The organism is Amycolatopsis sp. NPDC006131, from assembly GCF_040614175.1.
GTDB lineage: Bacteria > Actinomycetota > Actinomycetes > Mycobacteriales > Pseudonocardiaceae > Amycolatopsis_E > Amycolatopsis_E tucumanensis.
Genome location: NZ_JBEXTX010000055.1, coordinates 26,999 through 50,231, shown reverse-complemented (window position 1 = coordinate 50,231; position 23,233 = coordinate 26,999). Strand labels below are relative to the sequence as shown.

Genomic DNA, 23,233 nt, shown 5'->3' with positions numbered 1-23,233 from the left:
CGGCACCGGGCGCCGCGACCCGCAGCCCGGGCCGCCCCGCCGGACGCACCACCCGCGACACCACAGCACCCGCACCACCGGCAGCCCACCACCCCACCACCACCCGGCCGGGCGACACAACACCAAACCCCGACCCCGCCACCCGCCGCATGTCGAGAACCCGGCGGCCGCTCCGACCTGTCCGTGGAAACCACCGCGGACCGGAAGGACCTGGCATGACCCACGCGATCCCGGCGAGGGCCGGACGGCGGGAGTGGCTCGCGCTCGCCGTGCTCGCCCTGCCCACCCTGCTCGTCTCCATCGACGTCTACGTCCTGCTGCTCGCCCTGCCGCACCTGGCCGCCGACCTCGGCGCTAGCAGCGTCGAGCAGCTGTGGATCACCGACGTCTACGGCTTCCTCATGGCCGGGTTCCTCATCACGATGGGCACGCTCGGCGACCGGATCGGCCGCCGGAAGCTGCTGCTCATTGGCGCGGCCGCGTTCGGGGCCGCCTCGGTCGCCGCCGCCTTCGCGTCCACCCCCTTGGTGCTGATCGCGGCGCGCGCGGTCCTCGGGGTGGCCGGGGCTGCCCTCGCGCCGTCCACGATGTCGCTGATCCGCACCCTCTTCCGCGACCCGCGGCAGATGGGGCTGGCGATCGGGCTGTGGGGCCTGTGCTTCTCGGCCGGGGCGGTGATCGGCCCGGTGGCGGGCGGCGCCCTGCTCACGCACTTCTGGTGGGGCTCGGTGTTCCTGCTCGGCGTGCCCGCGATGGCGCTGCTGCTCGTCGCGGGCCCGGTCCTGCTGCCCGAGTACCGCGACCCGGACGCCGGAAAGCCGGACCTGGTCAGTGTCGCGTTGTCGCTGGCCGCGGTGATCCCGGCGATCCACGGGCTCAAGGAACTGGCCCAGGACGGCTGGCGGCCGCTGCCGCTGGCGAGCCTGGCCGCCGGAATCTGCTTCGCCGTCCTGTTCGCCCGCAGGCAGCGCCGCCTGGAAAACCCGCTGCTGGACCTGCGGCTGTTCGCGAACCGGTCGTTCAGCACGGCGCTGGGCGCGATGATGTCCGGCACGCTGCTGATCGGCGCGCTGATGCTGTTCATCACCCAGGACCTGCAACTGGTCGAAGGACTCTCCCCGCTCGGCGCGGCGCTGTGGATGATGCCCGCGATCGCCGCCAACACCGTGTCGTTCGTCGTGTCGCCGGTCCTCGCCCGCCGGTTCCGGCCCGCGTACCTGATCGGCGGCGGGCTGGTGATCTCGGTATGCGGGCTGGTCGTGCTCACCCGGACCGGCGCCGCGTCCGGGCCGGGCGCCGTGGCGACCGGGTTCGCGCTGATCTTCCTCGGCTCCGGCCCCCTGGTCACCCTGAGCACCGGCCTGATCATGGGCTCCGCGCCGGCCGAGAAGGCCGGCTCCGCCGCCGCCCTCAACGAGACCAGCGGCCAGTTCGGGTTCGCGTTCGGGCTCGCCGCGCTCGGCAGCATCGGCGCCGCGGTCTACACCAGCCGCTTCACCCCGCCGGAGGCCGTCCCCGCCGGGGCCGCCGACGCCGCGCGGGAAAGCCTCGCCGACGCGGTCACCGCCGCCCGCGACCTGCCCCCGGACCTGGCCGCGGCGCTGCTCGCCCCGGCGCGCGAGGCGTTCACCGGCGGGCTGCACCTGGTCGCCGCGATCAGCGCCGCCGCGCTCGCCGTGGTGGCCGCGCTGATCGTCCGCCTGCTGCGCCACGTTCCGCCGACCGGCGCAGCGGAGTCCGTTGTGGACACCCGGACGGACCTTGACGCTCCGCGCGGGTGAGCACTACCGTTTCCGCACCCGTCAACTGAACACCGAGGTGAGCCCGTGGACTCCGACAGCACCCGGCTGCACCAGCTCGGCTACGCCCAGGAACTCAGGCGGACGATGTCGGGGTTCTCCAACTTCGCCGTGTCCTTCACCATCATCTCGATCCTGTCCGGCTGCCTCACGCTCTACGGGTTCGGCCTGGACACCGGCGGGCCGGCCGCGATGATCTGGGGCTGGCCGCTGGTCGGGGTGTTCGTGGTGCTCGTCGGCCTCGGCATGGCGGAGGTGTGCTCCAGCTACCCCACCGCGGGCGGGCTCTACTACTGGGCGGCGAAGCTCGCGCCGCGGCGCTCGGCCGCGGCCTGGTCGTGGTTCACCGGGTGGTTCAACCTCATCGGCCAGGTGGCGGTGACCGCCGGCATCGACTTCGGCGCCGCGTTGTTCCTCAACGCGTTCCTGGACCTGCAGTTCGGGTTCGCCGCGACGCCGGGGCACACGATCCTGCTGCTGGCGATCATCCTGGCGGTGCACGGGCTGCTGAACACCTTCGGCGTGCGGCTGGTGGCCGTGCTGAACAACGTCAGCGTGTGGTGGCACCTGGCCGGCGTCCTGGTGATCGTCGGGGTGCTGGTGTTCGTGCCCGAGAAGCACCAGTCCGCGTCGTTCGTGTTCGGCCACTTCGTGAACAACACCGGCTGGGGTTTCGCGCCGTACGTGTTCGCGCTCGGGCTGCTGGTCGCGCAGTACACGCTCACCGGCTACGACGCCTCGGCGCACATGACGGAGGAGACGAAGAACGCGGCGACGGCCGGACCGCGCGGGATCGTCAATTCGATCCTGGTGTCGCTCGTCGCGGGCTGGATCCTGTTGCTGGGCCTCACGTTCGCGATCCAGGACTACGACGGCGCGGTCAACTCGCCGACCGGGGTGCCGCCCGCGCAGATCTTCCTCGACGCCGCGGGCGCGACCACCGGCAAGTTCCTGCTGCTGATCGCGATCGGCGCTCAGCTGTTCTGCGGGATGGCGTCGGTGACGGCCAACTCGCGGATGATCTACGCGTTCGCCCGGGACGGCGCGATCCCGGGTTCGGGGGTGTGGCACCGCATCAACAAGCGCACCCGCACGCCGACGAACTCGGTGTGGCTGGCCGCGGCCGGCGCGCTGGTCCTCGCGCTGCCCTACCTGTGGAGCGCCACCGCCTACGCCGCGGTGACCTCGATCGCCACCGTCGGGCTGTACGTCGCCTACGTCATCCCGGTGTTCCTGCGGGTGCGCAAGGGCGCGGAGTTCGAGCGCGGACCGTGGCACCTGGGGCGGTGGGGCCGCCCGGTCGGCGTCGTCGCGACCGCGTGGGTCGCGGTCATCTTCGTGTTGTTCATGCTGCCGCAGGCGTACCCGGTCACGGTCGGCACGTTCAACTACACGCCGATCGCGTTCCTCGTCGTGCTCGGCGGCGCGGCGGTGTGGTGGTTCGCCTCGGCGCGCAAGTGGTTCACTGGCCCGAAGGTGCAGGGCACGCCCGCCGAACTGGCGGCCGTCGAAGAGGATCTGCGGGCGGTGTGACGATGCGATACGGGTTCGTGGGCGCGGGCGAGATCACCGCCGCGATCGTGGAGGGCCTGAGCACGGGCGACGATCCGCCGGAGGTGTTCCTGTCACCGCGCGGGCGCGCCGTGTCGGCCGCGCTCGCTGAGCGGTTCCCGAACGTGCGGGTGTGCGCGAGCAACCAGGAGGTGCTGGACCACGCGCCGGTGGTGGTGCTCGGGGTGCCCGCCCCGGTCGCCCGGGAAGTGCTGGTGGAGCTGGCGTTCCGGCCGGAGCACGTGCTGGTCAGCGCGACGTCCGGGGTGCCGGTGGAGCGGCTGCGCGCGTGGTCGGCGCCGGCCGGCGAGGTGGTCCGGTCCATTCCGCTCCCCCAGGCCACGCGGCGCCGCAGCCTGACCGTGGTGTACCCGGAGAACGCGGCGGCGCGCGAGCTGTTCACGCGCGTGGGCAGTGTGCTGGTGCCCGGCGACGAGGCGGCGCTGGAGACGTTCCTCGGCGCGACCGCGACGTTCGCCGCGCACCTGGACTACCTGGCGACCGTCGTGGACTGGATGGCGGAGCAGGGCGTCGACCACGACGCGGCGAACGCCTTCGTGACGCACGTCTTCGGCGAGCTGGGCCGTTCGCTGCTGGAACGGCCGGACTCCCTGACCGTGATGGCCGGCAGGCACACCACGCCGGGCGGCCTGAACGAGCAGTTCCGCGACGACCTGCGCGGCGACGGCCTGCCGGACGCGGTGCGGCGCGCGCTCGACCGGATCCTCGCCCGCGTGCGGAAGTGACCGCCGGTTTTGACCGGTGCGCCCGGCGCGGGCAAGATCGTCACCAGGCCGAGTGGTGACGAGGGGGAAGCGTGTCCGGCATCCACGACATCGAGGTGGTCGTCTTCGACGTGCTCGGCACGCTGGTCGACGAACCGTCCGGCCTCCGCGCGGCGATCCGCGAGGCGGTACCGGCGGCCGGGGACGAACTCCTCGCCGTGTGGCAGGAGCACATCGAGACCGAGCAGGCACGCATCGGGCGGGGTGAACGCGACTACGCGGACTCCGAGGTCCTCGACGCCGAGGCCGCACAGCTGGTGGCCGGCCGCGCGGGGATCACCGATCCGGCGGTGATCGCCCGGCTGGCCACTGCCGGACAGCGGCACCCCGCGTGGCCCGACTCCGTCGCCGGTCTCGACCAGCTGTCCCGGCGGTTCCCCGTGCTCGCCCTGTCCAACGCCGGCCACGCCGCGCTGCTGCGGCTCAACGCGCACGCCGGGTTGCGCTGGCACCAGGCCCTGTCCAGTGCCGACGTGCGGGTGTACAAGCCGGCGCCGGAGATCTACCGGCACGCCATCGACGTCGCCGGTTGCGCGCCGGGCCGGGTCCTCATGGTCGCCGCCCACGCCTGGGACCTGCGCGGCGCCCAGGCGGTGGGCATGCGGACCGCCTACGTGCACCGCCCGGTCGGCGATCCGCCCGCGGAGTCCGACTCGTTCGACCTGCGGGTGGACGGGCTGGACGGCCTGGTGACCGCGCTCAGCAGGCCGCCTGCTTGACCAGCAGCGCGATCCGCTCCCCGACCTCGGGGGACGCCTCGGTCAGGGCGAAGTAGGTCGGCCACATCGCACCGTCGTCGAGAACCGCTTCGTCGCTGAAGCCGAGCGTGGCGTAGCGGGACTTGAACTTGCTCGCGCTCTGGAAGAAACACACGACCTTGCCGTCCCGGGCGTAGGCGGGCATGCCGTACCACAGCTTCGGCGCCAGGTGCGGGGCGCTGGCCGCCACGACCGAGTGCAGGAGTTCGGCCAGCACCCGGTCGGACTCGGGCATCCCGGCGATCTTCGCCAGCACGTCGCGCTCGGCCTCCGCCGCCTTGTCCGCGGCGGACTTGCGGCGAGCCTCCTTCTTCACCTCCTGGGCGTGCTCCTTCATCGCGGCGCGCTCTTCGGCGGTGAAGCCCTGGTACGTGCTCAAGGTGGTCTCTCCTCTGGTTCGCAGGTGTGCGGGTGGTTCGTGCAGGCACATCAGGACAGCGCCGCGGACGTGGTGGCTTCCCAGGCGAACCCGTCCGGGTCGGTGAACGAGCCGCCGTCACCGCCAATCGCGATGCGGTGCGCGCCGCTGCCCTCCGGGGGCACCCCGGCGTCCTTGGCCAGCGCGCGGCGGCGGTACAGGCCCAGCATGATCGGGCCCTCCCCGGCGGCGAACTCGACGTACATGCGGGCGAAGCTCTTGGCGACGGTGAAACCGTGGCCGGTGTAGAACTTGCGGCTCGCGGCCACGTCGGACGCGCCCAGCAGCAGCACGATGTTCTGCACCTCGCGGGACGGCGGGCGGGTGTCCTTCTTCGCCGGGGTGGCGACCTTCCAGATCGTGCCGTCCGGGGCCTGGACGACGCCGCCGCAGCCCCACATGTTCTTGGCGACCGGCTTGAGCACGGTGGCGCCGGCGTCCACTGCGGACTGGAACAGCAGCTCCACGTCGGCGGGCTGGGACACGATGAGCGAGAGGGTGAAGCCGCGGAAGCCGGTGGTCTGCTCCTGGGCCGCCCGCAGGCGGAGCCGGGAGCCGAGCCCGAAGGCGGCGGTGTAGAAGCGCTCGACGGCCGCGATGTCGGCCACTTCCAGGGTGATGGTGTTGATCGAGGTCATGTCAGGAACGTTATTCGCGGCGCCCTGACCTGCGCTTCTTGATTCCTGACCGGTTCTACGGCGGGTCGCCGACGACCTCCCGCAACTGGTGCCGCCCGCTCACGCCGAGCTTCGGGTAGGCGTTGTGCAGGTGCGAGCCCACGGTGCGCGGCGAAGTCGCCGCCCAGGTAGCGGAAGCGGTGCACCACGGCGAGTTCGGCCGCCTCGTCGAGCAGCTCCGTGGCGTCGGTCCACCGGCCGGTGTCGATCATCGCCGAGGCCAGCGCCGGGACGTGTTCCGGTCGATCTTCGCCGCCGACGTCGACGAGGACCTCGCCCGCGTGCTGGCCGTGTCGCAGCGCCCGCTGGCCGCGGCCGCGTTCGGCGAACCCGCGTCCGCGGCGGCGTGGCGGACCAAGCCGTCCTGGGGTGTGGTGTCCACTTCGGACACGACGATCAACCCGGAGGTGGAGCGGTTCGGCTACCAGCGGGCCGGCATGACGACCGTCGAGATCGACTCCTCGCACCTGGTGATGCTGTCGCACCCGGCCGAGGTCGCCGACGTCATCCGCAAGGCGGCCGCCACCGTTTAGTGAGCGCCGCCCGCGCGCGGATCAGCAGCGCGCGGGCGGCTGCCGCGGCGGTGATGCCGAACGCCGCGGCCGGAACCCAGTCGCCCCACCGGACGTACGGGGTGGCGCCTTGGTACAGCGGCACGTCCACGACGAAGACGCCGCGCTCGTCCGGCGGCATCCAGGCCAGCCGCCTGCCCTCGGCGTCGAACGCGGCGGACGTGCCGTTCAGTTCGACGATCACCGCGGACCGTCCGGACTCGACGGCGCGGACCGCTTCGGCGCTCGCCTGCTGCGGCTGCGCCCAGGTGCCGTGGAACGACGTGAGCGAGCCCTGCACGATCGTCACGTCGGCGCCCAGGCGGACGAGCTCGCGGCGCAGGTCGGGGAACATCGACTCGTAGGAGATCAGCGGGCCCGCCCCGGCCTCGCCGATGCGCAGGATCGCCGGCGCGCCGCCCGGGGCGCGGTCCTCCTCGGCGATGCCGGTGCCGCGCAGCACGCCGCCGAGCAGGGGGCGCAGCGGCACGTACTCGCCGAAGGGGACCAGGCGGCGTTTCTCGTACGTCCCGGCCAGGCCGTCCGGACCGTACTGCTGGGTGGTCTTGCGGATGCGCCCGTCGGCGGCGCGGGCGTCGACGTTGACCAGCACGTCACTGCCGGCCGCGGCGGCCGCCGCGCGCAGCCGGTCGACCGCGCCGGGGCGCGTGGCCGGGTCGAAGGGGGTGCTGCTCTGGCCCCAGACGACGACGTCCTGCCCCGTGGCGCGGCGGGTCAGCTCCAGGTGCGCGGTGAACCGTTCCTCCGCGCCGTGCACCGGACCGGGCTGCACACCCGCGACGCGGAGGCTGCCGGTGGGCACGGGATCGGGCCGCAGCAGCCCGTAGCCGAGGACCAGCGCGAAAACGCCGAGGGCCAGGCCTGCCCCGAACGTCCGCGCGGGACCCGCGAGCACCGCGACGGCGAGCCCGACGTTGACAGCGACGATGAGGAAGCCGAGCAACCAGACGCCGCCGAACGAGGCGAGCGCGAGGAGCGGCCGCGCCGGCCACTGGGTGAGCCCGAGCAGTCCCCACGCGCCGCCCAGGTGTTCCCAGGAGCGAACCGCCTCGACCGCGACCCACACCGACGGCAGGACGACGGCGGCGAGCGCGGCGCGGCCCGCGGTCGGTTCGCGCAGCAGCCGGTGCGCCACGACGCCGAACGGAACCCACAGCAGGCCGCCGACGAGCCCGAGCACCGGGGCGAGCAGCCCCACGTGCGGCAGCACCCAGTGGAAGAAGGCGAGGAAGAACCCGGCCCCGGCGAGGAAACCGCGCCAGACCGCCTCGCGGACCGAGCCCGCCCTGGCGAGCAGCACGAGCAGCGGAACGAGCCCGGCCCACGCGAGCCACCACAGGGCCGGCGCGGGAAAAGCGAGTACCAGCAGGCAGCCGCTCGCCACCGCGAGCCCGCGCACGAGCCAGCGGCGCACCCACATGGGAGCACGCTAGCTCGCGCCGGCCGGTGGAGCTGGAAGAATTCCGAAGGGGTTCCGGCACTGGCTCGCCGCCGCGCGACAGGGGTCTGACAGCGCGACGCCCGGTGCTGGTTCGAGGGAGCACGGTCCCCGCCTGCGGTAGCAGGACGCGGTCAGGCAGCGGCCACCGCACTCAGCCCAGTACCCGCTCGGCCAAGCCCCGCACCACGACGCGCATCGGTTCGGTGGGCCTGCGGAACAACCGCGAAACCAGGTCGGTGTGCTCGTCGTCGAGGGCGATGTACTGGGTCTCCGCCCGCACGCCGAACGCCAGCACCGCCGCGGGCTCGGCCATGGCGCGCGCGGCCACGATCAGGAAGTCGTAGGCGGTCGCGTCGTCGGCCTCGCCCACGGACTCGGCGTTGGTCACCGACTGCGCCCAGTAGTACAGCGCGTCCGCGGCCCGGCCGCGCCGCAGCATCGCCGTCCCGGCGAGGTCCAGCACGCCGTACTTGCGGGGGCAGCCGCGCAGCCCCTCCTCGATCACCTCGAGTTCCCGGTCCGTGCCCACGTAGGCCCGCACCAGCCAGCCGTACACGGTGTCCAGGCCGGCGTAACGCTCGTCGGCGGACAACTCGCCGGCCAGCCGGTCCATCTCCGCCGCCGAGCGCACCGCCACGATCCGGCGCAGCGTCGCGTCGTCGAGCATGCGGGGCTCGTCGTGTTCCGGGAACGCCGGGGTCAGGCAGACCGCGGCGTACTCCGGGCTGTCCGGGTCGAGGTCCTGGCGCCGCCACGCCTCCAAGGGCCACCGCGGCACCCCGGCCGTCGAAACGGGCCGCGGCTGCGCGGCGCGGTTGCGCTTGAACCTGCCGAACACGCTGACCTCCCGGTGTGGAAATGCCGCCCCATCCTCGCGCATCGCGAAGCTCCGCGGCCAGGATTCCGGCGGATGGCGTGCTTGACCGGGCGCAGCGTGGGTACCCGGTTCCGTCAACCCGGAAGGAGGACCCGATGTCGACGAGCGAGACCGGGCAGGTCACGGGCACCCAGGACAAGGACTACAACATCATCTGGTTCGTCGAGGCCTGCCTCAGCAACGCGCTGCGCCTGGAGCAGTACATCGCCGACGCCGAGCGGGACGGCGACAGCGAACTGGCCGAGTTCTTCCGCCGCGCGCAGGGTGAGAGCCGCAAGGGGGCCGAGCAGGGGAAGGCCTTGCTGCGTCAGCGCCTCGCCGACGGGGGCACGTCGTCGGTCGACGAGACCGGTCTCGGGCCGACCGACGAGGCGGTCGGCTGACCGCCCGGCGCGCACGCGTCGAGGACGTGCACGACCTGGCCATGGCGATGCCGCACGTCCAGCGCGTCGAAGGCACCCGGGGCAGGCCCGTCTACCAGGTCGGCGGGCGGTCGTTCGTGTTCTTCCGCAACCCGCGCCCGGACGCGGCCGACCCGGTGACGGGCGAGCGCTACCCGGACGTGATCGTGTTCTGGGTCGGCTCCGAGGCCGACAAGGAAGCCCTCGTCGCCGACGAGCGCTCGCCGTTCTTCACGACGCCCCACTTCCGCGGGCACCCGTCGGTGCTGCTGCGGGAGGCGCATGTCGGCCTGCTGGACTACGACGAGCTGGCCGAGATCGTCCAGGACGCTTGGCTGGCCCGCGCGTCGCCGCGCCGGGCCAGAACCTGGCTCGCGGCGCACGGGCTGTCCACTTCGGACTAGGCGGCGAGGGGCGCACATCGAAGCGGCGGTCTGCACTTCCGGGCCACCGGCGATCACCGCCGCGAGCCGGGCGGGATCAGCGCCCAGCGGCCGCTGCCAACTCCAGCGCCTGGTGCCACCTCCGGCAGCGCCTCCACCGCCTCCACCACCGCGCACGGAGCAGCCGCGGCCGAACCGCGGCGGCGGTTCCCCGAAGGCGGGCGCGATCAGCGCCCAACCGCCGGCGGGGCGCTCCAGCGCCTGCAGCGCCGCCAACTCGGGGAGCTCCTTCGCCCAGCCAGCACCGGCGGCGGCCAGCAACTCCAGCGCCCGGCGCCAACTCCGGCAGGCCCCAGCCGCCGCCAGCGCCTCCGTCAGCGCCGTCAGCGCCCAGCCGCCGCAGGCAACTCCAGCGCCTGCAGCGCCGCCACCAGCGGCGCCAGCTCCGGCAGCTCCTCGGCCGCCGCGAGCGCCTCCGTCAGCGCCCGGTCGTGCGTGGGCCGCGCGGCGTCCAGCAGCTCCCGCCCCGCGGCGGTCACCTCGGTGTAGATCCCGCGCCGGTCGGTCGGGCACAGGTAACGCTGCAGCAGCCCCCGGTCCTCCAGCCTGCTGACCAGCCGCGTCGTCGCGGACTGGCTCAGCACGACGGCACTGGAGAGCTGGTTCATGCGCAGGTGGAAGCCGTCCTGGCGGGACAGCACCTCCAGCACCGTGTACTCGCTCACGGACAGCTCGTGGTCGCGTTGCAGCGCGCGCTCCAGCCGGTCCTCGATCCGGGCGTGCAGCGCCGCCAGGGTCCGCCAGCCGTGTGCGCGGGCTTCGACCGCGTCGTCGGGCAGTGACACGCTTCACCTCTTCCTCGCAGGCCCCCAGTCTACTTGCCTGCTAGTCTAGCCGTCGTTGGCAATAACCGGCGTGTGCAACTATTGCGAAAGCGGGTAGTTGTCCACGCTGATCCCCCAAGCTCTCACGAGGAACCACATGCCTGTCGCCCTCATCGCGCTGGCCATCGCCGCCTTCGGCATCGGCACCACGGAGTTCGTGATCATGGGCCTGCTGCCCGAGGTCGCCACCGACCTCGGCGTCTCGGTGCCCACGGCCGGACTCCTGATCTCCGGTTACGCCCTGGGCGTCGTGGTCGGCGCGCCCCTGCTCACCGCGCTCGGCTCCAAGGTGCCGCGCAAGACGGTCCTCACCGGCCTGATGGTGTTGTTCATCGCGGGCAACGTCGTCTCCGCGATCGCCCCCGGATACGGTCTGCTCATGACCGGCCGCGTGGTCGCCGCCCTCTCGCACGGCGCGTTCTTCGGCGTCGGCTCGGTCGTCGCCGCCTCGCTCGTGCCGAAGTCCCGCCAGGCGAGCGCCATCGCGATCATGTTCACCGGCCTGACCGTCGCCAACGTGCTCGGCGTGCCCGGCGGCACCGCGCTGGGCCAGCAGCTCGGCTGGCGCTCCACGTTCTGGGCGGTGGCCGGCCTCGGCGTGATCGCCCTGCTGGGCGTCGTCGCGCTCGTCCCCCGCCAGCCCGTCACCGAGGGCCAGAGCCTGCGCAGCGAGCTGGCCGTGTTCCGGCGGCCGCAGGTGTGGCTCGCGCTGGCCATGACCGCGCTCGGCTTCGGCGGGGTGTTCGCCTCCTTCACCTACATCGCGCCGATGATGACCGGCGTCGCCGGCTTCTCCCCCGGCGCGGTGACCTGGCTCCTCGTGTTGTTTGGCGGGGGCCTGGTGGTGGGCAACCTGCTCGGGGGCAAGGCCGCCGACCGCGCGCTGATGCCGAGCCTGTACGTCATCCTGGCCGCGCTGGCCGTGGTGCTCGTCGCGTTCGTCTTCACCGCGCACGCGCAGCTGCCCGCCGCGGTCACGATCGCGTTGTTCGGCGCCGCCGGGTTCGCGACCGTGCCGCCGCTGCAGGCACGCGTCATGGCCAAGGCCGGCGACGCGCCGGCACTGGCGTCGGCCGCGAACATCGCGGCCTTCAACCTCGGCAACGCGGGCGGCGCCTGGCTGGGCGGGCTCGCGATCAGCCACGGCCTCGGCTACACCGCTCCGAACTGGATCGGCGCGGTGCTGGCCGCCGCCGGGCTCGGCGTCGCGCTGGTCTCCGGCGCGCTCGACCGGCGCCCGGCCGCCCGGACGCAGCCGGAGATCCCGGCCGTCCACCGATGAACGACAGCGAAAGGAAAGACATGACCGCCATTCCCACGGTCGAACTGAACAACGGCGTCCACATGCCGCAGGTGGGCTACGGGGTCTTCCAGGTCCCCGCGGACGAGACCACCCAGGCGGTCACCGCGGCCCTGGAGGCCGGATACCGCAGCATCGACACCGCGACCGCCTACGCCAACGAGGCCGCGGTCGGCAAGGCGCTGGCCCAGTCCGGCATCGCCCGCGAGGAGCTGTTCGTCACCACCAAGCTGTGGAACTCCGACCATGGCTACGACGAGACGCTGCGCGCGTTCGACAAGAGCATGGCCGACCTGGGCCTGGAGTACCTGGACCTGTACCTGATCCACTGGCCGGTCCCGGAGGCCGACCGCTACGCCGACACCTGGCGCGCGTTCGAGGCGCTCTACTCCGACAGCCGCATCCGCGCGATCGGCGTGTCCAACTTCCAGCCGCACCACCTGGACCGGCTGGCGCAGGAGAGCCAGATCGTGCCCGCGGTCAACCAGATCGAGCTGCACCCCTACCTGCAGCAGGCCGAGCTCCGGGAGTACCACGCCCAGCACGGCATCGTGACCGAGGCGTGGAGCCCGCTGGCCAAGGGCGGCGAGCTGCTCGGCGAGCAGGCGATCACCGCGCTCGCGGACAAGCACGGCCGCACCCCGGCGCAGATCGTGCTGCGCTGGCACCTGCAGCTGGGCAACGTCGTGATCCCGAAGTCGGTCACGCCGTCCCGGATCAAGGAGAACCTCGACGTGTTCGGCTTCGAACTCGACGAGAGCGACCTCGCCGAGCTGGCGAAGCTGGAGAAGGGCCTGCGCACCGGGCCCGACCCGGACACCTTCAACGTCCGCTGACGCCGGAACACCCGCGGCCGGGCCGCCGCTACCGGCGGCCCGGCCGGTCCCGGCGCAGGCTCGTGGCCAGCACGGCCGCCTGGGTGCGGCGCTGCATCCCGAGCTTGTGCAGCAGCCGCGACACGTAGTTCTTCACGGTCTTCTCGGCCAGGAACATGCGTTCGGCGATCTCGCGGTTGGTCAGTCCCTCGCCGATCAGGTCGAGCAGTTTGCGTTCCTGCTCCGACAGCCGCGCCACGGCGCCGGACGGCGCGGCCTCGTCCCGGATGCGGGACATCAGCGCCGAAGCGGCCCGGTTGTCCAGCAACGACTTCCCGGCCCCGACCTGCCGCACCGCCGACACCAGTTCCATGCCCCGCACGTCCTTCACGACGTATCCGCCGGCGCCGGCCAGTATCGCGTCGAGCATCGCCTGCTCGTCGGTGTAGGACGTGAGGATCAGGCAGTGCAGCTCCGGCATCCGGGACCGCAGCTCCCGGCACAGTTCGATGCCGCTGCCGTCGGGCAGCCGCAGGTCCAGCACCGCCACGTCCGGCCGCGCCGCCGGGATCCGCGCCAGCGCCTCGCCCATCGTCGAGGCCTCGCCCACCACGGTCAGCTCCGGGTCTGCGTCCACCAGGTCCGCGACTCCGCGCCGCACCACCTCGTGGTCGTCGACCAGGAAGACCGTGATCATCCCCTCACCTCATCGGTAGCGACGGCGGTCCCGCAGCGGATCGGTCTCGAGCATGACGGCCTCGAACTTCTGCAGGCTCACCGTGAAGACCAGGATGACGATCGGTACGAGCAACATCAACCACAACATTCGCGCCCACCCCTGCTCAGCGTTCGTTGCTCACCGGCTACCCCGCCGGGTGGACCGCTAACCCGTGTCGTTACTCATCGGATACGCGACGCGTGGCCGGCCCACGCCTGGTCACGCAGCACGTATTTCTGGATCTTGCCGGTGGAGGTCTTGGGCAGCGGGCCGAACACCACCCGCCTGGGTGCCTTGAACCGCGCGATCCTCCCCCGGACGAACTCGATGATCTCCTCGGCGGTCGCCGACGCCCCCTCCTGCAGGGTCACGAAGGCCGCGGGCACCTCGCCCCAGTGGTCGTCCGGCACCGCGATCACGGCGACCTCCAGCACCGCCGGGTGGTCGGCGATCACCTGCTCCACCTCGACACTGGCGATGTTCTCGCCGCCGGAAATGATCACGTCCTTGCTGCGGTCGCGCAGCTCGACGTAGCCGTCGGGGTGCATCACGCCGAGGTCGCCGGTGCGGAACCAGCCGTCCGGCGCGGCCTGCGCGGTGGCGTCGGGATCCCGGTAGTAGCCCAGCATGACGTTGTTGCCGCGCACCGCGATCTCGCCGGTGGTCACGCCGTCGGCGGGCACGTCCGACCCGTCCCCGGTGACGACCCGGGCCCGGCAGGACACCAGGTTTCCCACGCCCTGCCGTGCCTTGAGCCGGGCCTGCGCGGCGGTGTCCAGCGTGTTCCACTCCGGACGCCAGTCGCAGATCATGATCGGCCCGAACGTTTCGGTGAGCCCGTACAGGTGCGTGACGTCGAAGCCCAGTTCCCCCATGCGGCGCAGGATCGCCGGGCTCGGCGGGGCGCCCCCGGTGGCGACGCGAACCGGGTGCGCGACCGGCGCGGCCTCCGGGGCGTAGGCGAGCATCGACAGCACGGTCGGGGCGCCGTTGAGGTGCGTGACGCCCTCGTCGCGGATCAGCCGCCACACCAGGGCCGGCTCGACCTTCGGCAGGCAGACGTGCGTCGCCGCGGCCGCGGTCACCGCCCACGGGAAGCACCAGCCGTTGCAGTGGAACATGGGCAGCGTCCACAGGTGCACCGACGACGGCGAGAGCCCGGTGTGCCCGACCATCGCCAGCGCCTGCAGGTACGCCCCGCGGTGGTGGTACATCACGCCTTTCGGGCGACCGGTCGTGCCCGAGGTGTAGTTGATCGACAGCAGGCCGCGCTCGTCGCGCGGCGCCTCGGCCCGCGGTGCCGCGCCGGCGAGCAGCCCCTCGTACTCCTCCCCCGCGCGGATCACCTCGACCGGCCTGCCCAGCCTGTCCAGCACCTCGGCGACGAGCTCGTCGAACACCGGGTCGTGCACCAGCACCGCGGCCTCGCAGTGGTCCAGGATCCAGGCGATCTCGCCGGCGGCCAGGCGCGTGTTGACCGCGACCAGCGGCACCCCGGCCCACGGCACCCCGAAGTTGGCTTCCAGCAGCACGTGCGTGTTCGGCGCGAGCACGGCGACCGGCCGCCCCCGCGCGAGCGGCGCGAGTGCCCCGGCCAGCCGGCGGCACCGGTCGGCGAACTCGGCGTAGGTGAAGCGACGCTCCCCGTCGACCACCCCGACCCGGTCACCGTGGGCCGCCTCCGCCCGGTCCAGGAAGGACACCGGCGACAGCGGCTCGAAGGACAGCTCCGTCACGCGGTCGAGCGTAACGCCCGCGAGATCGTTTCCGCTGCTGTCGAAATCCGCGGTAGAACCGGTCCATGACCGAGCGCGGACGCAGCGTGCTGGCGATCCCGGTGCCGGCCGCCGACCCGCTGCTGGCACGTGCGGCCGAACTGTCGCCGGCCGCCCGCCGGGGCCTGCCCGCGCACATCTCGCTGCTGTACCCGTTCCGGCCGGCCGCCGACCTGGACGAGGCCACCGTCACGGCGCTGGCCGAACTGCTGGAACGGCAACCCGCGATGGAGGTCCGCTTCGAACGCTGCCACCACCACGACGGGTTCGTGTACCTGCGGCCCGAGCCGCTCCAGCCGCTGACCGGGCTGATCGCGACCCTGCGGCGGCGGTGGTCCGCGGTCCTCCCCCAGGGCAGCCGGCCCGGCGACGACGTCGGCGCGCACCTGACCGTCGCGATGGGCGCGAGCCCCCGGGAGGCCGCCGCGCTGATGCGGTCGGTCGAGGCCACGCTGCCACTGGCGGCCCGGCTCACCGAGGCGTGGCTCGCCGTCTTCGACGGCGTCTGGCAGCCGCGAGACCGGTTCCGGTTCCCGGGCCCCGCCCGCTAGACCGGATCTAGCGGCCGATCTAGCGCCTACCGGTCGAGAACGGGAGGAGGCCGCCATGGAGGACGTCCTGAGGGTCCTGGTCCTGATCGGGAGCACCCGGGAGGGCCGGGCCGGTCAGCAGGTCGGGCAGTGGTTCGCCCGCACCGCGGGCGAGCGCGACGACCTCGAGCTGTCCGTGGTGGACCTGGCGGAGTTCGACTTCCCGGCCCGCTACCCGGCCCGCGCCACCCCGGCGATGACGGCCTTCACCTCCCGGATCGACCGCGCGGACGCGTTCGTCGTCGTCACCCCGGAGTACAACCGCAGCTTCCCGGCCTCCCTGAAGCAGGCGATCGACTTCGCCTACGACGAGTGGCAGGCCAAACCGGTCGCGTTCGTGTCCTACGGGTGCAGCTGCGCCGGGCTGTACGCGGTCGAGCAGCTGCGCGTGGTGTTCACCGAGCTGCACACCGTGACGCTGCGCAACACCGTGAGCTTCAACCTCTTCGACATGGGGCCTGACGGCGGCCCGCGGGACGAGGCCGTCCGCCACGCGGCCGGCCCGATGCTCGACCAGCTCGTCTGGTGGGGCACCGCGCTGCGCGCCGCCCGCCGGGCCCGCCCCTACGTGGCGTGAACAAGGAAGGAAGGACCATGAGCGACCTGGCGATCGAAACGTCCGGGCTGGTCAAGGTGTTCGGCAAGACCCGCGCCGTGGACGGCGTGGATCTGGCCGTGCCCGCCGGCACCGTGTACGGCGTGCTCGGACCGAACGGCGCGGGCAAGACCACCGCGGTGCGGGTGCTGGCCACCCTGCTCCGGCCAGACGGCGGCCAGGCCAGGGTGTTCGGCCACGACGTGCTGCGGGAACCGGACGCGGTGCGGCAGCGGGTGAGCCTCACCGGCCAGTACGCCTCGATCGACGAGGACCTGACCGGCATCGAGAACCTCGTGCTGCTGGGCCGCCTGCTGGGCCACCGCAAGCCCGCCGCGCGGCGCCGCGCCGACCAGCTGCTGGAGGCGTTCGGCCTGACCGACGCCGGCGGCAGGCAGGTGAAGAACTACTCCGGCGGCATGCGGCGGCGCATCGACATCGCGGCGAGCATCCTGCGCACCCCGGACGTGCTGTTCCTGGACGAGCCGACCACCGGACTGGACCCGCGCAGCCGCAACCAGGTGTGGGACATCGTGCGGATCATCGTCGCGCAGGGCACCACGGTCCTGCTCACCACCCAGTACCTCGACGAAGCCGACCACCTCGCCGACCGGATCGCGGTCATCGACCACGGCAAGGTGATCGCCGAGGGCACCCCCGGCGAGCTGAAGGCCTCCGTCGGCGCCGGCTCGATCCACGTCCGCCTGCGCGACGGCGCCCAGCGCGCCGAGGCCCAGCGGGTGATGGCCCGAGCGCTCGGGTCCACTGTGGAGCTCGGCGGCGACCCGGTGTCGCTGACCGCGCGCATCGGCGGCGGCGAGTCCGACCTGGGCGCGGCCGAGCACGCCGCCCGCGCGCTGGCCGAACTGACGCAGGCCGGCATCACCGTCGACGACTTCGCCCTCGGCCAGCCCAGCCTCGACGAGGTGTTCCTGGCCCTGACCGACCACCCCGCGGAAGAGGAGGCAGCGGCATGACCGCGACCACGACCGACACGACCCCGGCCTACACCCCGGCGGCCGAAAGCCTGCACGCCGTGCTCGACGCCGGCGAGCAGCCGCAACGGCCCAGCGCGCTGTCGGCGTCGCTGACGTTCGGCTGGCGGGCCATGCTGAAGATCAAGCACGTGCCCGAGCAGCTGTTCGACGTCACCGCGTTCCCGATCATGATGACGCTGATGTTCACCTACCTGTTCGGCGGCGCGCTGGCCGGGTCGACCACGCAGTACCTGCAGTTCCTGCTGCCCGGGATCCTGGTGATGAGCGTCGTGATGATCACGATGTACACCGGGCTGGGCGTGAACATCGACATCGAGAAGGGCGTGTTCGACCGGTTCCGCACCCTGCCGATCTGGCGGCCTGCCGCGCTGGTGGGCGCGCTGCTGGGCGACGTGTTCCGCTACAGCACGGCCTCGGCGGTCATCCTCAGCGTCGGGCTGATCCTCGGCTTCCGGCCGGCGGGCGGCGTCGGCGGCGTGCTCGCCGGCATCGGGCTGCTGCTGGTGTTCTCGTTCGCGTTCTCCTGGATCTGGACCATGTTCGGGCTGCTGCTGCGCACCGAGAAGTCGGTGATGAGCGTCAGCATGATGGTGCTGTTCCCGCTGACGTTCCTGTCCAGCGTGTTCGTCGACCCGGCCACGATGCCCGGCTGGCTGCAGGCGTTCGTGAACGTCAACCCGGTGACGATCCTGTCCGACGCGGTGCGCAGCCTGATGATGGGCGCCCCGGACGGCAGCGACGTCATGTGGACGTTCATCGCCAGCGGAGCGCTGCTCGCGGTGTTCGGCACGCTGACGATGCGGCTCTACAACCGCAAGTGACACGGAACTGTCGCCCCGCCGGCCTGCGTGGCGGTGCGGGTAGCGGAGCGAGTTGCGGGCGTGGTTCGGACGGCTCCGCCGCCCGAAACCCACCTAAAGCCGCCAGGTGATGCCGGGTTCGCCCGGGTCGTAGCGGCAGCTCGCGCCGGTCGAGACGGTCGCCCGCAGGTGCTCGGCGAGCTGGGGGTGGCGACCGTCCAGCCGGCGCAGGGTGTCGCGGATCCGGGCGGTCACGGTCTTGCGGGCGCGCTCGGCCTCGTCCCCGAGACGCCGGGTGCGCCCGCCGAGACCGGCGGCGGCACGCAGTTCCTCCAGCAGGGCCGCCCGCTCGCTGTCGAGCCGGGCGGCCCTGTCGTCGTCGCCGCGGGCGGCCGCCGCGTCGATCTCGTCGTCCAGCGCGGCGAGACGGCGCCGGTAGGCCGCCTTCGCCGTGTCGTCGAGGACCTCGTCCCCGCCGAGGCGCCGGGTGGCCACCACCACCTCGCCGCCCGCCGGGTCCAGCAGCCGCACCGCGGGCACGTCGGTGCCCGGGTGGCTGAGCAGGAAGTGCAGGTCCCGCAGGCCTTTCGCGTCCGGCAGGTGCACCGTGCGCCCGGCCAGCGCGAGCGTCCACGTCGTGCCGGTGAACCGGAACTCCCCGGTGACGGCCGGCTCGTGGCCCCGGGCGCGCAGGCGCCGCACGCGTTCCGGCACGTGCCGCAGGCCCAGCTCGGCCGCCTCGGCGGCGATCACGTCCAGCAGCTCGGCGGCTTCGCGCTCGTCGCCCGGCGCGGCCCGGTCCAGCAGCGCGGCGGCCCGCGCCAGCCGGGCTTCCACCACCCACGGCCGGGCCCACATCGACTCGGCCGACCGCTCGGCCGCGCGGTACCGCTCCAGCGCCTCGTCCCAGCGCCGCCCCGCCGCGGCCAGCTTCCCCAGCCACAGGGTGACCGGGCCGCTGATCTCGAACCCGAACACCGACACCAGCCACTGCCCGTCGTAAGGCAGCAGCGCTTCCCTGGCCCGCTCGGCCAGTCGCTCGTCACCGGCGGCCGCCGCGGTCTGCGCCTGCAACCGCAGGAACATCGGCAGGTACGACCGCGGGAACGGATCCCGCTCCCCCAGCCCGGCCAGGTACTCGGCCGCCGCGGCCGCGTCGCCGCGCTGCGCCGCGGTGGTGGCCTCCAGCAGTCCCGGGTAGGGGTAGTCGCCGGGGCCGAGGCCGGCGTGGAACTCGGCGAGCTCGTCGAACCGGCCCTGCTGCAGCAGAAGCGACCACCGGTGGTGGCGCAGCATCGGCAGGAAGTGGGTGTGGTGCACCTGTTCCGGCGTCGACAGGACATCGTCGAACAGGGCCTCCGCGTCGGCGAACCGGCCCTGGAACCCGGCCAGGATGCTCTGGTCGATCTGCGCGCCGAACTGCATCCGGCGGGAGTCGCCCTGCTCGGCCAGCGCCACAAATGCCCGCATCTGGTCGAAGTACCGCGGATCGCCCAGCTCTAGCAGCGCGACCCAGCGCAGCGAGGTGGCGTACTGCTCGGTCTCGGTGTCCCCGCTGCGGTGCGCGACCTCCGCCAGCTCCGCCATCAGCGCTTCGCGCTCGACCGCCGTGCCCAGCCCCCAGATCGAGTCGTGCAGCGTGGACAGGCTGAAGCCGAGCGCCTCGTCGTCGCCGTCCTCGCGGGCGAGCCTGCCCAGCTGGACGATCACCTCCCTGGCCCGGTCCTCCAGCGGACGTTCGGTTTCGCCCGGCCCGATCAGCGCGCGGTGGGCCTCGGCGATCAGCCCGGCCTTCAGTTCGGCGCGCTCCGCGTCGTCGCCCCAGCGGTAGGCGGTCAGCGCCACGCGGGCCAGCAGCTCCGCGTCGCCCAGCGCGCGGGCCTGGGCGCTCGCCTCCTCGAACACCGCCCAGCCCTCGGCGGGCTCGTCGAAGTGGTGCAGCTCGCCGCCCAGTTCGAGCAGGACGAGCACACGCCGCCGCGGCTCGTCGGTGATCTCGGCGGCGCGGCGGAAGTGCCCGATGGCTTCCTCGAACGCCATCCGGCCGGACGCGGCCCGCGCGGCGGCGACGAGCAGGTCCACCGCCCGTGACGGCGGCACCAGCGGGCCGGCGAGGTAGGCGTGCCGCGCGGCTTCGGCGGGCAGGATCCGGTCCGCGAGCGCGGGGTTGCCCTCCAGCGCGGTGACCACCGCGGCGTGGCGTTCGCGGGTCTCGTCCTCGCCGAGCGAGTCGTAGAGCGTTTCGCGCACCAGGTCGTGGGCGAAGGCGAACCGGCCGCCGCCGCGCACGGCGACCAGCCGCGCGGCCACGGCCTGGTCGAGCAGCCGGTCGGCGGGCGCGGCGGGGATCGCGGCGACCGCGGCGAGCACCTGGCGGTGGAACTGCTGCCCGAGCACCGCGGCGGTGGTCAGCAGCCCGACGACCGGTTCCGGCAGCAGCGACAGGCGGCGGCGCACCGCGTCCCGCACCCCGGGCGCGATCGCGGTGACCGATCCGCCGCTGTGCCACAGGCGCGCGGCCTGCTCGACGAAGAACGGGTTGCCGCCGGTGCGCCGGTGCACCTCGGCCACGACGTCCTGGCCCGGGGTCTCGCCGACGGTGCGGGCGATGAGCCGGCCGACCTCGTCGGGTTCCAGGCCGGTGAGCGTGATCGTGCGGGCCTTGGCGACCAGGGAGGACAGCATCGGCCGCAGCGGGTGCTCGGCGACCTCGACCTCCGCGTCGCGGTAAGTGCCGATCAGCAGCAGCCGCTCGAACCAGGTGTGCCCGGCGGCGAACTCGAGCAGCTTGAGGGAGGCCGTGTCGGCCCAGTGCAGGTCGTCCAGCGCGACCACCACCGGACGGCTGTGCGAGGCGGTGACCAGTGCGCTGGTGACGGCGTCGTAGAGGCGGAACCCGTCCGGAGTCTCCCGCGGGTCCGCCTCGCCCAGCAGCACCGCCAGCCCGCCCCCGGCGTCCCGTTCCACGGCGGCCCACTCGTCGGCGGTCGCGGCGCGCCGCAGCCCGCGCAGGACCTGCACCCACGGCCAGTAGCCGGGCGCGCTGCCGGAGTCCCAGCACGCGCCGCCGAGGACGAGCGCGCCCAGCCGGCGGGCCTCGTCCGCAGCGCCGGTGACCAGGGTGGTCTTGCCGATCCCGGGCTCCCCGGTGACCAGCACGAGCCCGCCGTGGCTGTCCACCGCCCGCCCGATCTCGGCGCGCAGCAGGCCGGCCGGGTGGTCACGGCCGATCAGGGCGGGTTCGAGGTGGGTGTCCATCACCCCTGACGCTAGCGCGCCGATGTCCGGATTGTCCGCCGGTTAACAGTTCCCGGTCACCGTGTGTCCGTGCGGTAGCGGCCCGGCGTGGTGCCGACGACGGCGGCGAAGGCCGCGATGAAGCTGCTGGGGTTCGACCAGCCGCAGGCGTGGGCGACGTGCGTGGTGTCGTGGCCCTCGGCCAGCAGGACGAGCGCGTGGTGGACGCGCACCTGGGTCCGCCACTGGTAGGAGGTCATGCCGAGCTCGCGGCGGAAGAGCCGGCTGAGGGTGCGGGCACTGGCCCCGGTCCGCCGTCCCAGCCCGGCCAGCGGGGTGTTGTCCGCGGGCTGCTCGTACAGGATCCGCGCGACCGCCCGCAGCCGGTCGTCGCGGGGCTCCGGGAGTTGCAGCGGCTGCTCGCCGGCTTCGCGGAGTTCGTCGACGAGCACCCGGCGGAGCCGCGCGTTCGCGGCGCGGTCCCGGTCGCGGGGACCGGTCAGCGCGAGCAGGACCTCCCTGGCGAGGGCGGAGGCCAGGAACACGGCCGGCCGGACGGGCGCCAGCTGGGCCGGCGACGGCGGCAGGAAGACGATCCGCATGTCGGTGTGCCCGTGCGCGCGGTGGTGGTGCGGGCAGCCCGCCGGAATCCACGCGACGCGGTTGGCGGGGACGATCGACGTGCCGCCCTCGGTGTGCACGGACAGGACGCCTTGGGCCGCGTAAACCAGGTACCCTCGCGTGTGGGAGTGGTCGGCGCTCGTCCCGCCCGCCACCTCCGGCGCCCGCGACAGTGGATCGCATGAGGACGCCCGCACGATTTCGCCCATCACCGAAGCGACGATGCTGCCCTCCGCCAGCCGTGGGTCGGTCGACGGCGCCAGCTCGCCCACGCACTCGATTCCCAGCACCCGCGGGAACACCACGGAGGGGGAGTGGCCCTGGCGGGTCCGCAGGTCCGACCGGTTCAGCCCGGCGCCCCGCAACCGCACGAGGCTGATGCCGGTCACGACGAGCCTGCCGTGGGAGGCGCTCGCCGCGCTGCCCGAGACGTACCTGACGGCGCAGGGCGCGCTGGACGCGCTGGGGGTGGCGCGCGGTGAGCGGTTGCTGATCCGCGGCGGGACCTCGTCCGTGGGTATGGCGGCGGCGTCGATCGCGGCCGCACTCGGGGCCGAGACCGCCGCCACGACCCGGCGGCGGCACAAGGCCGCGGCGCTGGTCGCCGACCACGTCCTCGTCGACGAGGGCGGGCCGCTCACGATCGAGGCGTGGCCGGAGGGCCCTGATCACGTCCTCGACCTGGTCGGGACGAGCACGGTGCTGGATTCGCTGCGGCTGGTCCGCCGCGGCGGAACGGTGTGCGTCGCGGGCTCGCTCAGCGGCTGGCTGATCCCGGCGTTCGAGCCGATCGCGATGATCCCCACCGGCACCAGGCTGACCGCTTTCCACAGCGACACCGTGCGCGGCGCGGCGGGCGCGGCCGTGCTGCAGCGGGTCGTCGACCAGGTCGAGGCCAGGGTCCTCCACCCGCACGTCGACCGGGTCTTCAGCCTCGACGACGTCGCCGAAGCGCACCGCTACCTGGAGGACGACCAGGCGACCGGGAAGGTGGTGCTCGTGCCCTGACCGGCCGCGGATCTCCCCCGTGGCGGCGCCGATAGCCTCACCGCATGAACCGACTCCGAGTGGCGGGAGATCCCGGACCTGACCGGTCCGAGCGCCACCGTTCCGGGTTCGTCGCTATCCGCCATCGGCTTGTGGTGCTCGGCCTCTGCGAATCCTCGTGCGCGTCTGTCCGCGGCGAGTCCGAAGGTCGCCGTGCTCAGGACGCACGCCTCGTGTTGACCGGGCACGGC

At 73.1% G+C, this 23,233-nt stretch carries 23 protein-coding genes; 14 read left to right on the top strand and 9 right to left on the bottom strand.

Features of this window, described 5'->3' with window-relative positions; genetic code table 11:
• The first annotated feature begins 215 nt into the window (after positions 1 to 215).
• From ABZ215_RS25770 to ABZ215_RS25755, 4 genes are all read left to right on the top strand, one after another.
• Positions 216 to 1,781, top strand: coding sequence for an MFS transporter (locus tag ABZ215_RS25770; protein WP_354952262.1), 1,566 nt, complete (start codon positions 216 to 218; stop codon positions 1,779 to 1,781).
• A gap of 45 nt (positions 1,782 to 1,826) precedes the next feature.
• Positions 1,827 to 3,332: an amino acid permease gene (locus ABZ215_RS25765; protein ID WP_020419145.1), complete on the top strand. Its 1,506-nt coding sequence runs from the start codon at positions 1,827 to 1,829 to the stop codon at positions 3,330 to 3,332.
• Positions 3,333 to 3,334: 2 nt separating this feature from the next.
• On the top strand, positions 3,335 to 4,096 hold the full coding sequence (locus ABZ215_RS25760) for an NAD(P)-binding domain-containing protein (protein ID WP_039791624.1): 762 nt from the start codon (positions 3,335 to 3,337) through the stop codon (positions 4,094 to 4,096).
• 71 nt (positions 4,097 to 4,167) lie between these two features.
• A complete protein-coding gene (locus tag ABZ215_RS25755; protein WP_354952259.1) occupies positions 4,168 to 4,854 on the top strand; it encodes a haloacid dehalogenase type II in 687 nt (228 codons plus the stop codon).
• On the opposite strand, the gene ABZ215_RS25750 is transcribed toward ABZ215_RS25755, so the two are convergent.
• Both ABZ215_RS25750 and ABZ215_RS25745 read right to left on the bottom strand, forming a co-directional pair.
• Positions 4,835 to 5,323, bottom strand: a complete 489-nt coding sequence (locus tag ABZ215_RS25750; protein ID WP_354952257.1) for a DUF1801 domain-containing protein — start codon at positions 5,321 to 5,323, stop codon at positions 4,835 to 4,837. The genes ABZ215_RS25755 and ABZ215_RS25750 overlap by 20 nt on opposite strands.
• Positions 5,323 to 5,949 carry a glyoxalase gene (locus ABZ215_RS25745; protein ID WP_354952255.1) on the bottom strand — a complete coding sequence of 209 codons (627 nt, stop codon included), beginning with the start codon at positions 5,947 to 5,949 and terminating at the stop codon, positions 5,323 to 5,325. The genes ABZ215_RS25750 and ABZ215_RS25745 overlap by 1 nt, the downstream gene beginning before the upstream one ends.
• 143 nt (positions 5,950 to 6,092) lie before the next feature.
• On the opposite strand from ABZ215_RS25745, the gene ABZ215_RS25740 reads away from it, so the two are divergent.
• Positions 6,093 to 6,521 (top strand): alpha/beta fold hydrolase, encoded by a 429-nt coding sequence (locus ABZ215_RS25740; protein ID WP_354952253.1) that lies wholly within the window; start codon positions 6,093 to 6,095, stop codon positions 6,519 to 6,521.
• Here ABZ215_RS25740 and lnt read toward each other — a convergent pair.
• Positions 6,493 to 7,980: an apolipoprotein N-acyltransferase gene (gene lnt / locus ABZ215_RS25735; RefSeq protein WP_354952251.1), complete on the bottom strand. Its 1,488-nt coding sequence runs from the start codon at positions 7,978 to 7,980 to the stop codon at positions 6,493 to 6,495. The genes ABZ215_RS25740 and lnt overlap by 29 nt on opposite strands.
• A gap of 172 nt (positions 7,981 to 8,152) precedes the next feature.
• Positions 8,153 to 8,839 carry a hypothetical protein gene (locus tag ABZ215_RS25730; protein ID WP_354952249.1) on the bottom strand — a complete coding sequence of 229 codons (687 nt, stop codon included), beginning with the start codon at positions 8,837 to 8,839 and terminating at the stop codon, positions 8,153 to 8,155.
• A 134-nt stretch (positions 8,840 to 8,973) separates the two neighbouring features.
• Between ABZ215_RS25730 and ABZ215_RS25725 the strand changes: the two genes are divergently transcribed.
• Positions 8,974 to 9,261: a hypothetical protein gene (locus tag ABZ215_RS25725; protein WP_237335049.1), complete on the top strand. Its 288-nt coding sequence runs from the start codon at positions 8,974 to 8,976 to the stop codon at positions 9,259 to 9,261.
• A 26-nt stretch (positions 9,262 to 9,287) separates the two neighbouring features.
• Positions 9,288 to 9,683 (top strand): MmcQ/YjbR family DNA-binding protein, encoded by a 396-nt coding sequence (locus ABZ215_RS25720; protein WP_354952247.1) that lies wholly within the window; start codon positions 9,288 to 9,290, stop codon positions 9,681 to 9,683.
• Between the two features lie 362 nt (positions 9,684 to 10,045).
• Here the strand turns inward: ABZ215_RS25720 and ABZ215_RS25715 are convergent, their stop codons facing one another.
• Entirely contained in the window at positions 10,046 to 10,507 is a 462-nt protein-coding gene (locus ABZ215_RS25715) for a MarR family transcriptional regulator (RefSeq protein WP_017982288.1), read from the bottom strand.
• A gap of 136 nt (positions 10,508 to 10,643) precedes the next feature.
• Between ABZ215_RS25715 and ABZ215_RS25710 the strand changes: the two genes are divergently transcribed.
• Positions 10,644 to 11,828 carry an MFS transporter gene (locus ABZ215_RS25710; protein WP_354711901.1) on the top strand — a complete coding sequence of 395 codons (1,185 nt, stop codon included), beginning with the start codon at positions 10,644 to 10,646 and terminating at the stop codon, positions 11,826 to 11,828.
• 20 nt (positions 11,829 to 11,848) lie between these two features.
• Entirely contained in the window at positions 11,849 to 12,682 is an 834-nt protein-coding gene (locus tag ABZ215_RS25705) for an aldo/keto reductase (protein ID WP_354952245.1), read from the top strand.
• 28 nt (positions 12,683 to 12,710) lie between these two features.
• Here the strand turns inward: ABZ215_RS25705 and ABZ215_RS25700 are convergent, their stop codons facing one another.
• Both ABZ215_RS25700 and ABZ215_RS25695 read right to left on the bottom strand, forming a co-directional pair.
• Positions 12,711 to 13,358: a response regulator transcription factor gene (locus tag ABZ215_RS25700; RefSeq protein ID WP_020419129.1), complete on the bottom strand. Its 648-nt coding sequence runs from the start codon at positions 13,356 to 13,358 to the stop codon at positions 12,711 to 12,713.
• Between the two features lie 203 nt (positions 13,359 to 13,561).
• Positions 13,562 to 15,115 carry an acyl--CoA ligase family protein gene (locus ABZ215_RS25695; RefSeq protein WP_354952243.1) on the bottom strand — a complete coding sequence of 518 codons (1,554 nt, stop codon included), beginning with the start codon at positions 15,113 to 15,115 and terminating at the stop codon, positions 13,562 to 13,564.
• Positions 15,116 to 15,180: 65 nt separating this feature from the next.
• Between ABZ215_RS25695 and ABZ215_RS25690 the strand changes: the two genes are divergently transcribed.
• Genes ABZ215_RS25690 through ABZ215_RS25675 form a run of 4 tightly spaced genes read left to right on the top strand, consistent with a single transcriptional unit; the run spans position 15,181 to position 18,158 of the window.
• Positions 15,181 to 15,705 (top strand): 2'-5' RNA ligase family protein, encoded by a 525-nt coding sequence (locus ABZ215_RS25690; RefSeq protein WP_354952241.1) that lies wholly within the window; start codon positions 15,181 to 15,183, stop codon positions 15,703 to 15,705.
• Between the two features lie 55 nt (positions 15,706 to 15,760).
• The gene (locus ABZ215_RS25685) at positions 15,761 to 16,321 is read left to right on the top strand and encodes an NAD(P)H-dependent oxidoreductase (protein WP_354952239.1); all 561 of its coding nucleotides are present in this window, start codon (positions 15,761 to 15,763) and stop codon (positions 16,319 to 16,321) included.
• A gap of 17 nt (positions 16,322 to 16,338) precedes the next feature.
• Positions 16,339 to 17,316: a daunorubicin resistance protein DrrA family ABC transporter ATP-binding protein gene (locus ABZ215_RS25680; protein ID WP_020419124.1), complete on the top strand. Its 978-nt coding sequence runs from the start codon at positions 16,339 to 16,341 to the stop codon at positions 17,314 to 17,316.
• Positions 17,313 to 18,158, top strand: coding sequence for an ABC transporter permease (locus tag ABZ215_RS25675; RefSeq protein ID WP_020419123.1), 846 nt, complete (start codon positions 17,313 to 17,315; stop codon positions 18,156 to 18,158). Before ABZ215_RS25680 ends, ABZ215_RS25675 begins: the two co-directional genes overlap by 4 nt.
• 93 nt (positions 18,159 to 18,251) lie before the next feature.
• On the opposite strand, the gene ABZ215_RS25670 is transcribed toward ABZ215_RS25675, so the two are convergent.
• Positions 18,252 to 21,395 carry an AAA family ATPase gene (locus tag ABZ215_RS25670; RefSeq protein ID WP_354952237.1) on the bottom strand — a complete coding sequence of 1,048 codons (3,144 nt, stop codon included), beginning with the start codon at positions 21,393 to 21,395 and terminating at the stop codon, positions 18,252 to 18,254.
• 56 nt (positions 21,396 to 21,451) lie between these two features.
• A complete protein-coding gene (locus ABZ215_RS25665) occupies positions 21,452 to 22,384 on the bottom strand; it encodes a helix-turn-helix domain-containing protein (RefSeq protein WP_354952235.1) in 933 nt (310 codons plus the stop codon).
• Here ABZ215_RS25665 and ABZ215_RS25660 point away from each other — a divergent pair.
• Positions 22,374 to 23,003, top strand: a complete 630-nt coding sequence (locus ABZ215_RS25660; RefSeq protein WP_354952233.1) for a zinc-binding dehydrogenase — start codon at positions 22,374 to 22,376, stop codon at positions 23,001 to 23,003. The genes ABZ215_RS25665 and ABZ215_RS25660 overlap by 11 nt on opposite strands.
• Positions 23,004 to 23,233: the final 230 nt, after the last annotated feature.

Bases quoted from the DNA above. Each gene is read 5' to 3' on its own strand.
- ABZ215_RS25770 (WP_354952262.1), top strand. From the start codon at position 216: ATGACCCACGCGATCCCGGCGAGGGCCGGACGGCGGGAGTGGCTCGCG.
- ABZ215_RS25760 (WP_039791624.1), top strand. From the start codon at position 3,335: ATGCGATACGGGTTCGTGGGCGCGGGCGAGATCACCGCCGCGATCGTG.
- ABZ215_RS25750 (WP_354952257.1), bottom strand. From the start codon at position 5,323: ATGTGCCTGCACGAACCACCCGCACACCTGCGAACCAGAGGAGAGACC.
- ABZ215_RS25745 (WP_354952255.1), bottom strand. From the start codon at position 5,949: ATGACCTCGATCAACACCATCACCCTGGAAGTGGCCGACATCGCGGCC.
- lnt (WP_354952251.1), bottom strand. From the start codon at position 7,980: ATGTGGGTGCGCCGCTGGCTCGTGCGCGGGCTCGCGGTGGCGAGCGGC.
- ABZ215_RS25725 (WP_237335049.1), top strand. From the start codon at position 8,974: ATGTCGACGAGCGAGACCGGGCAGGTCACGGGCACCCAGGACAAGGAC.
- ABZ215_RS25710 (WP_354711901.1), top strand. From the start codon at position 10,644: ATGCCTGTCGCCCTCATCGCGCTGGCCATCGCCGCCTTCGGCATCGGC.
- ABZ215_RS25705 (WP_354952245.1), top strand. From the start codon at position 11,849: ATGACCGCCATTCCCACGGTCGAACTGAACAACGGCGTCCACATGCCG.
- ABZ215_RS25700 (WP_020419129.1), bottom strand. From the start codon at position 13,358: ATGATCACGGTCTTCCTGGTCGACGACCACGAGGTGGTGCGGCGCGGA.
- ABZ215_RS25690 (WP_354952241.1), top strand. From the start codon at position 15,181: ATGACCGAGCGCGGACGCAGCGTGCTGGCGATCCCGGTGCCGGCCGCC.
- ABZ215_RS25685 (WP_354952239.1), top strand. From the start codon at position 15,761: ATGGAGGACGTCCTGAGGGTCCTGGTCCTGATCGGGAGCACCCGGGAG.
- ABZ215_RS25680 (WP_020419124.1), top strand. From the start codon at position 16,339: ATGAGCGACCTGGCGATCGAAACGTCCGGGCTGGTCAAGGTGTTCGGC.
- ABZ215_RS25675 (WP_020419123.1), top strand. From the start codon at position 17,313: ATGACCGCGACCACGACCGACACGACCCCGGCCTACACCCCGGCGGCC.
- ABZ215_RS25670 (WP_354952237.1), bottom strand. From the start codon at position 21,395: ATGGACACCCACCTCGAACCCGCCCTGATCGGCCGTGACCACCCGGCC.
- ABZ215_RS25660 (WP_354952233.1), top strand. From the start codon at position 22,374: ATGCCGGTCACGACGAGCCTGCCGTGGGAGGCGCTCGCCGCGCTGCCC.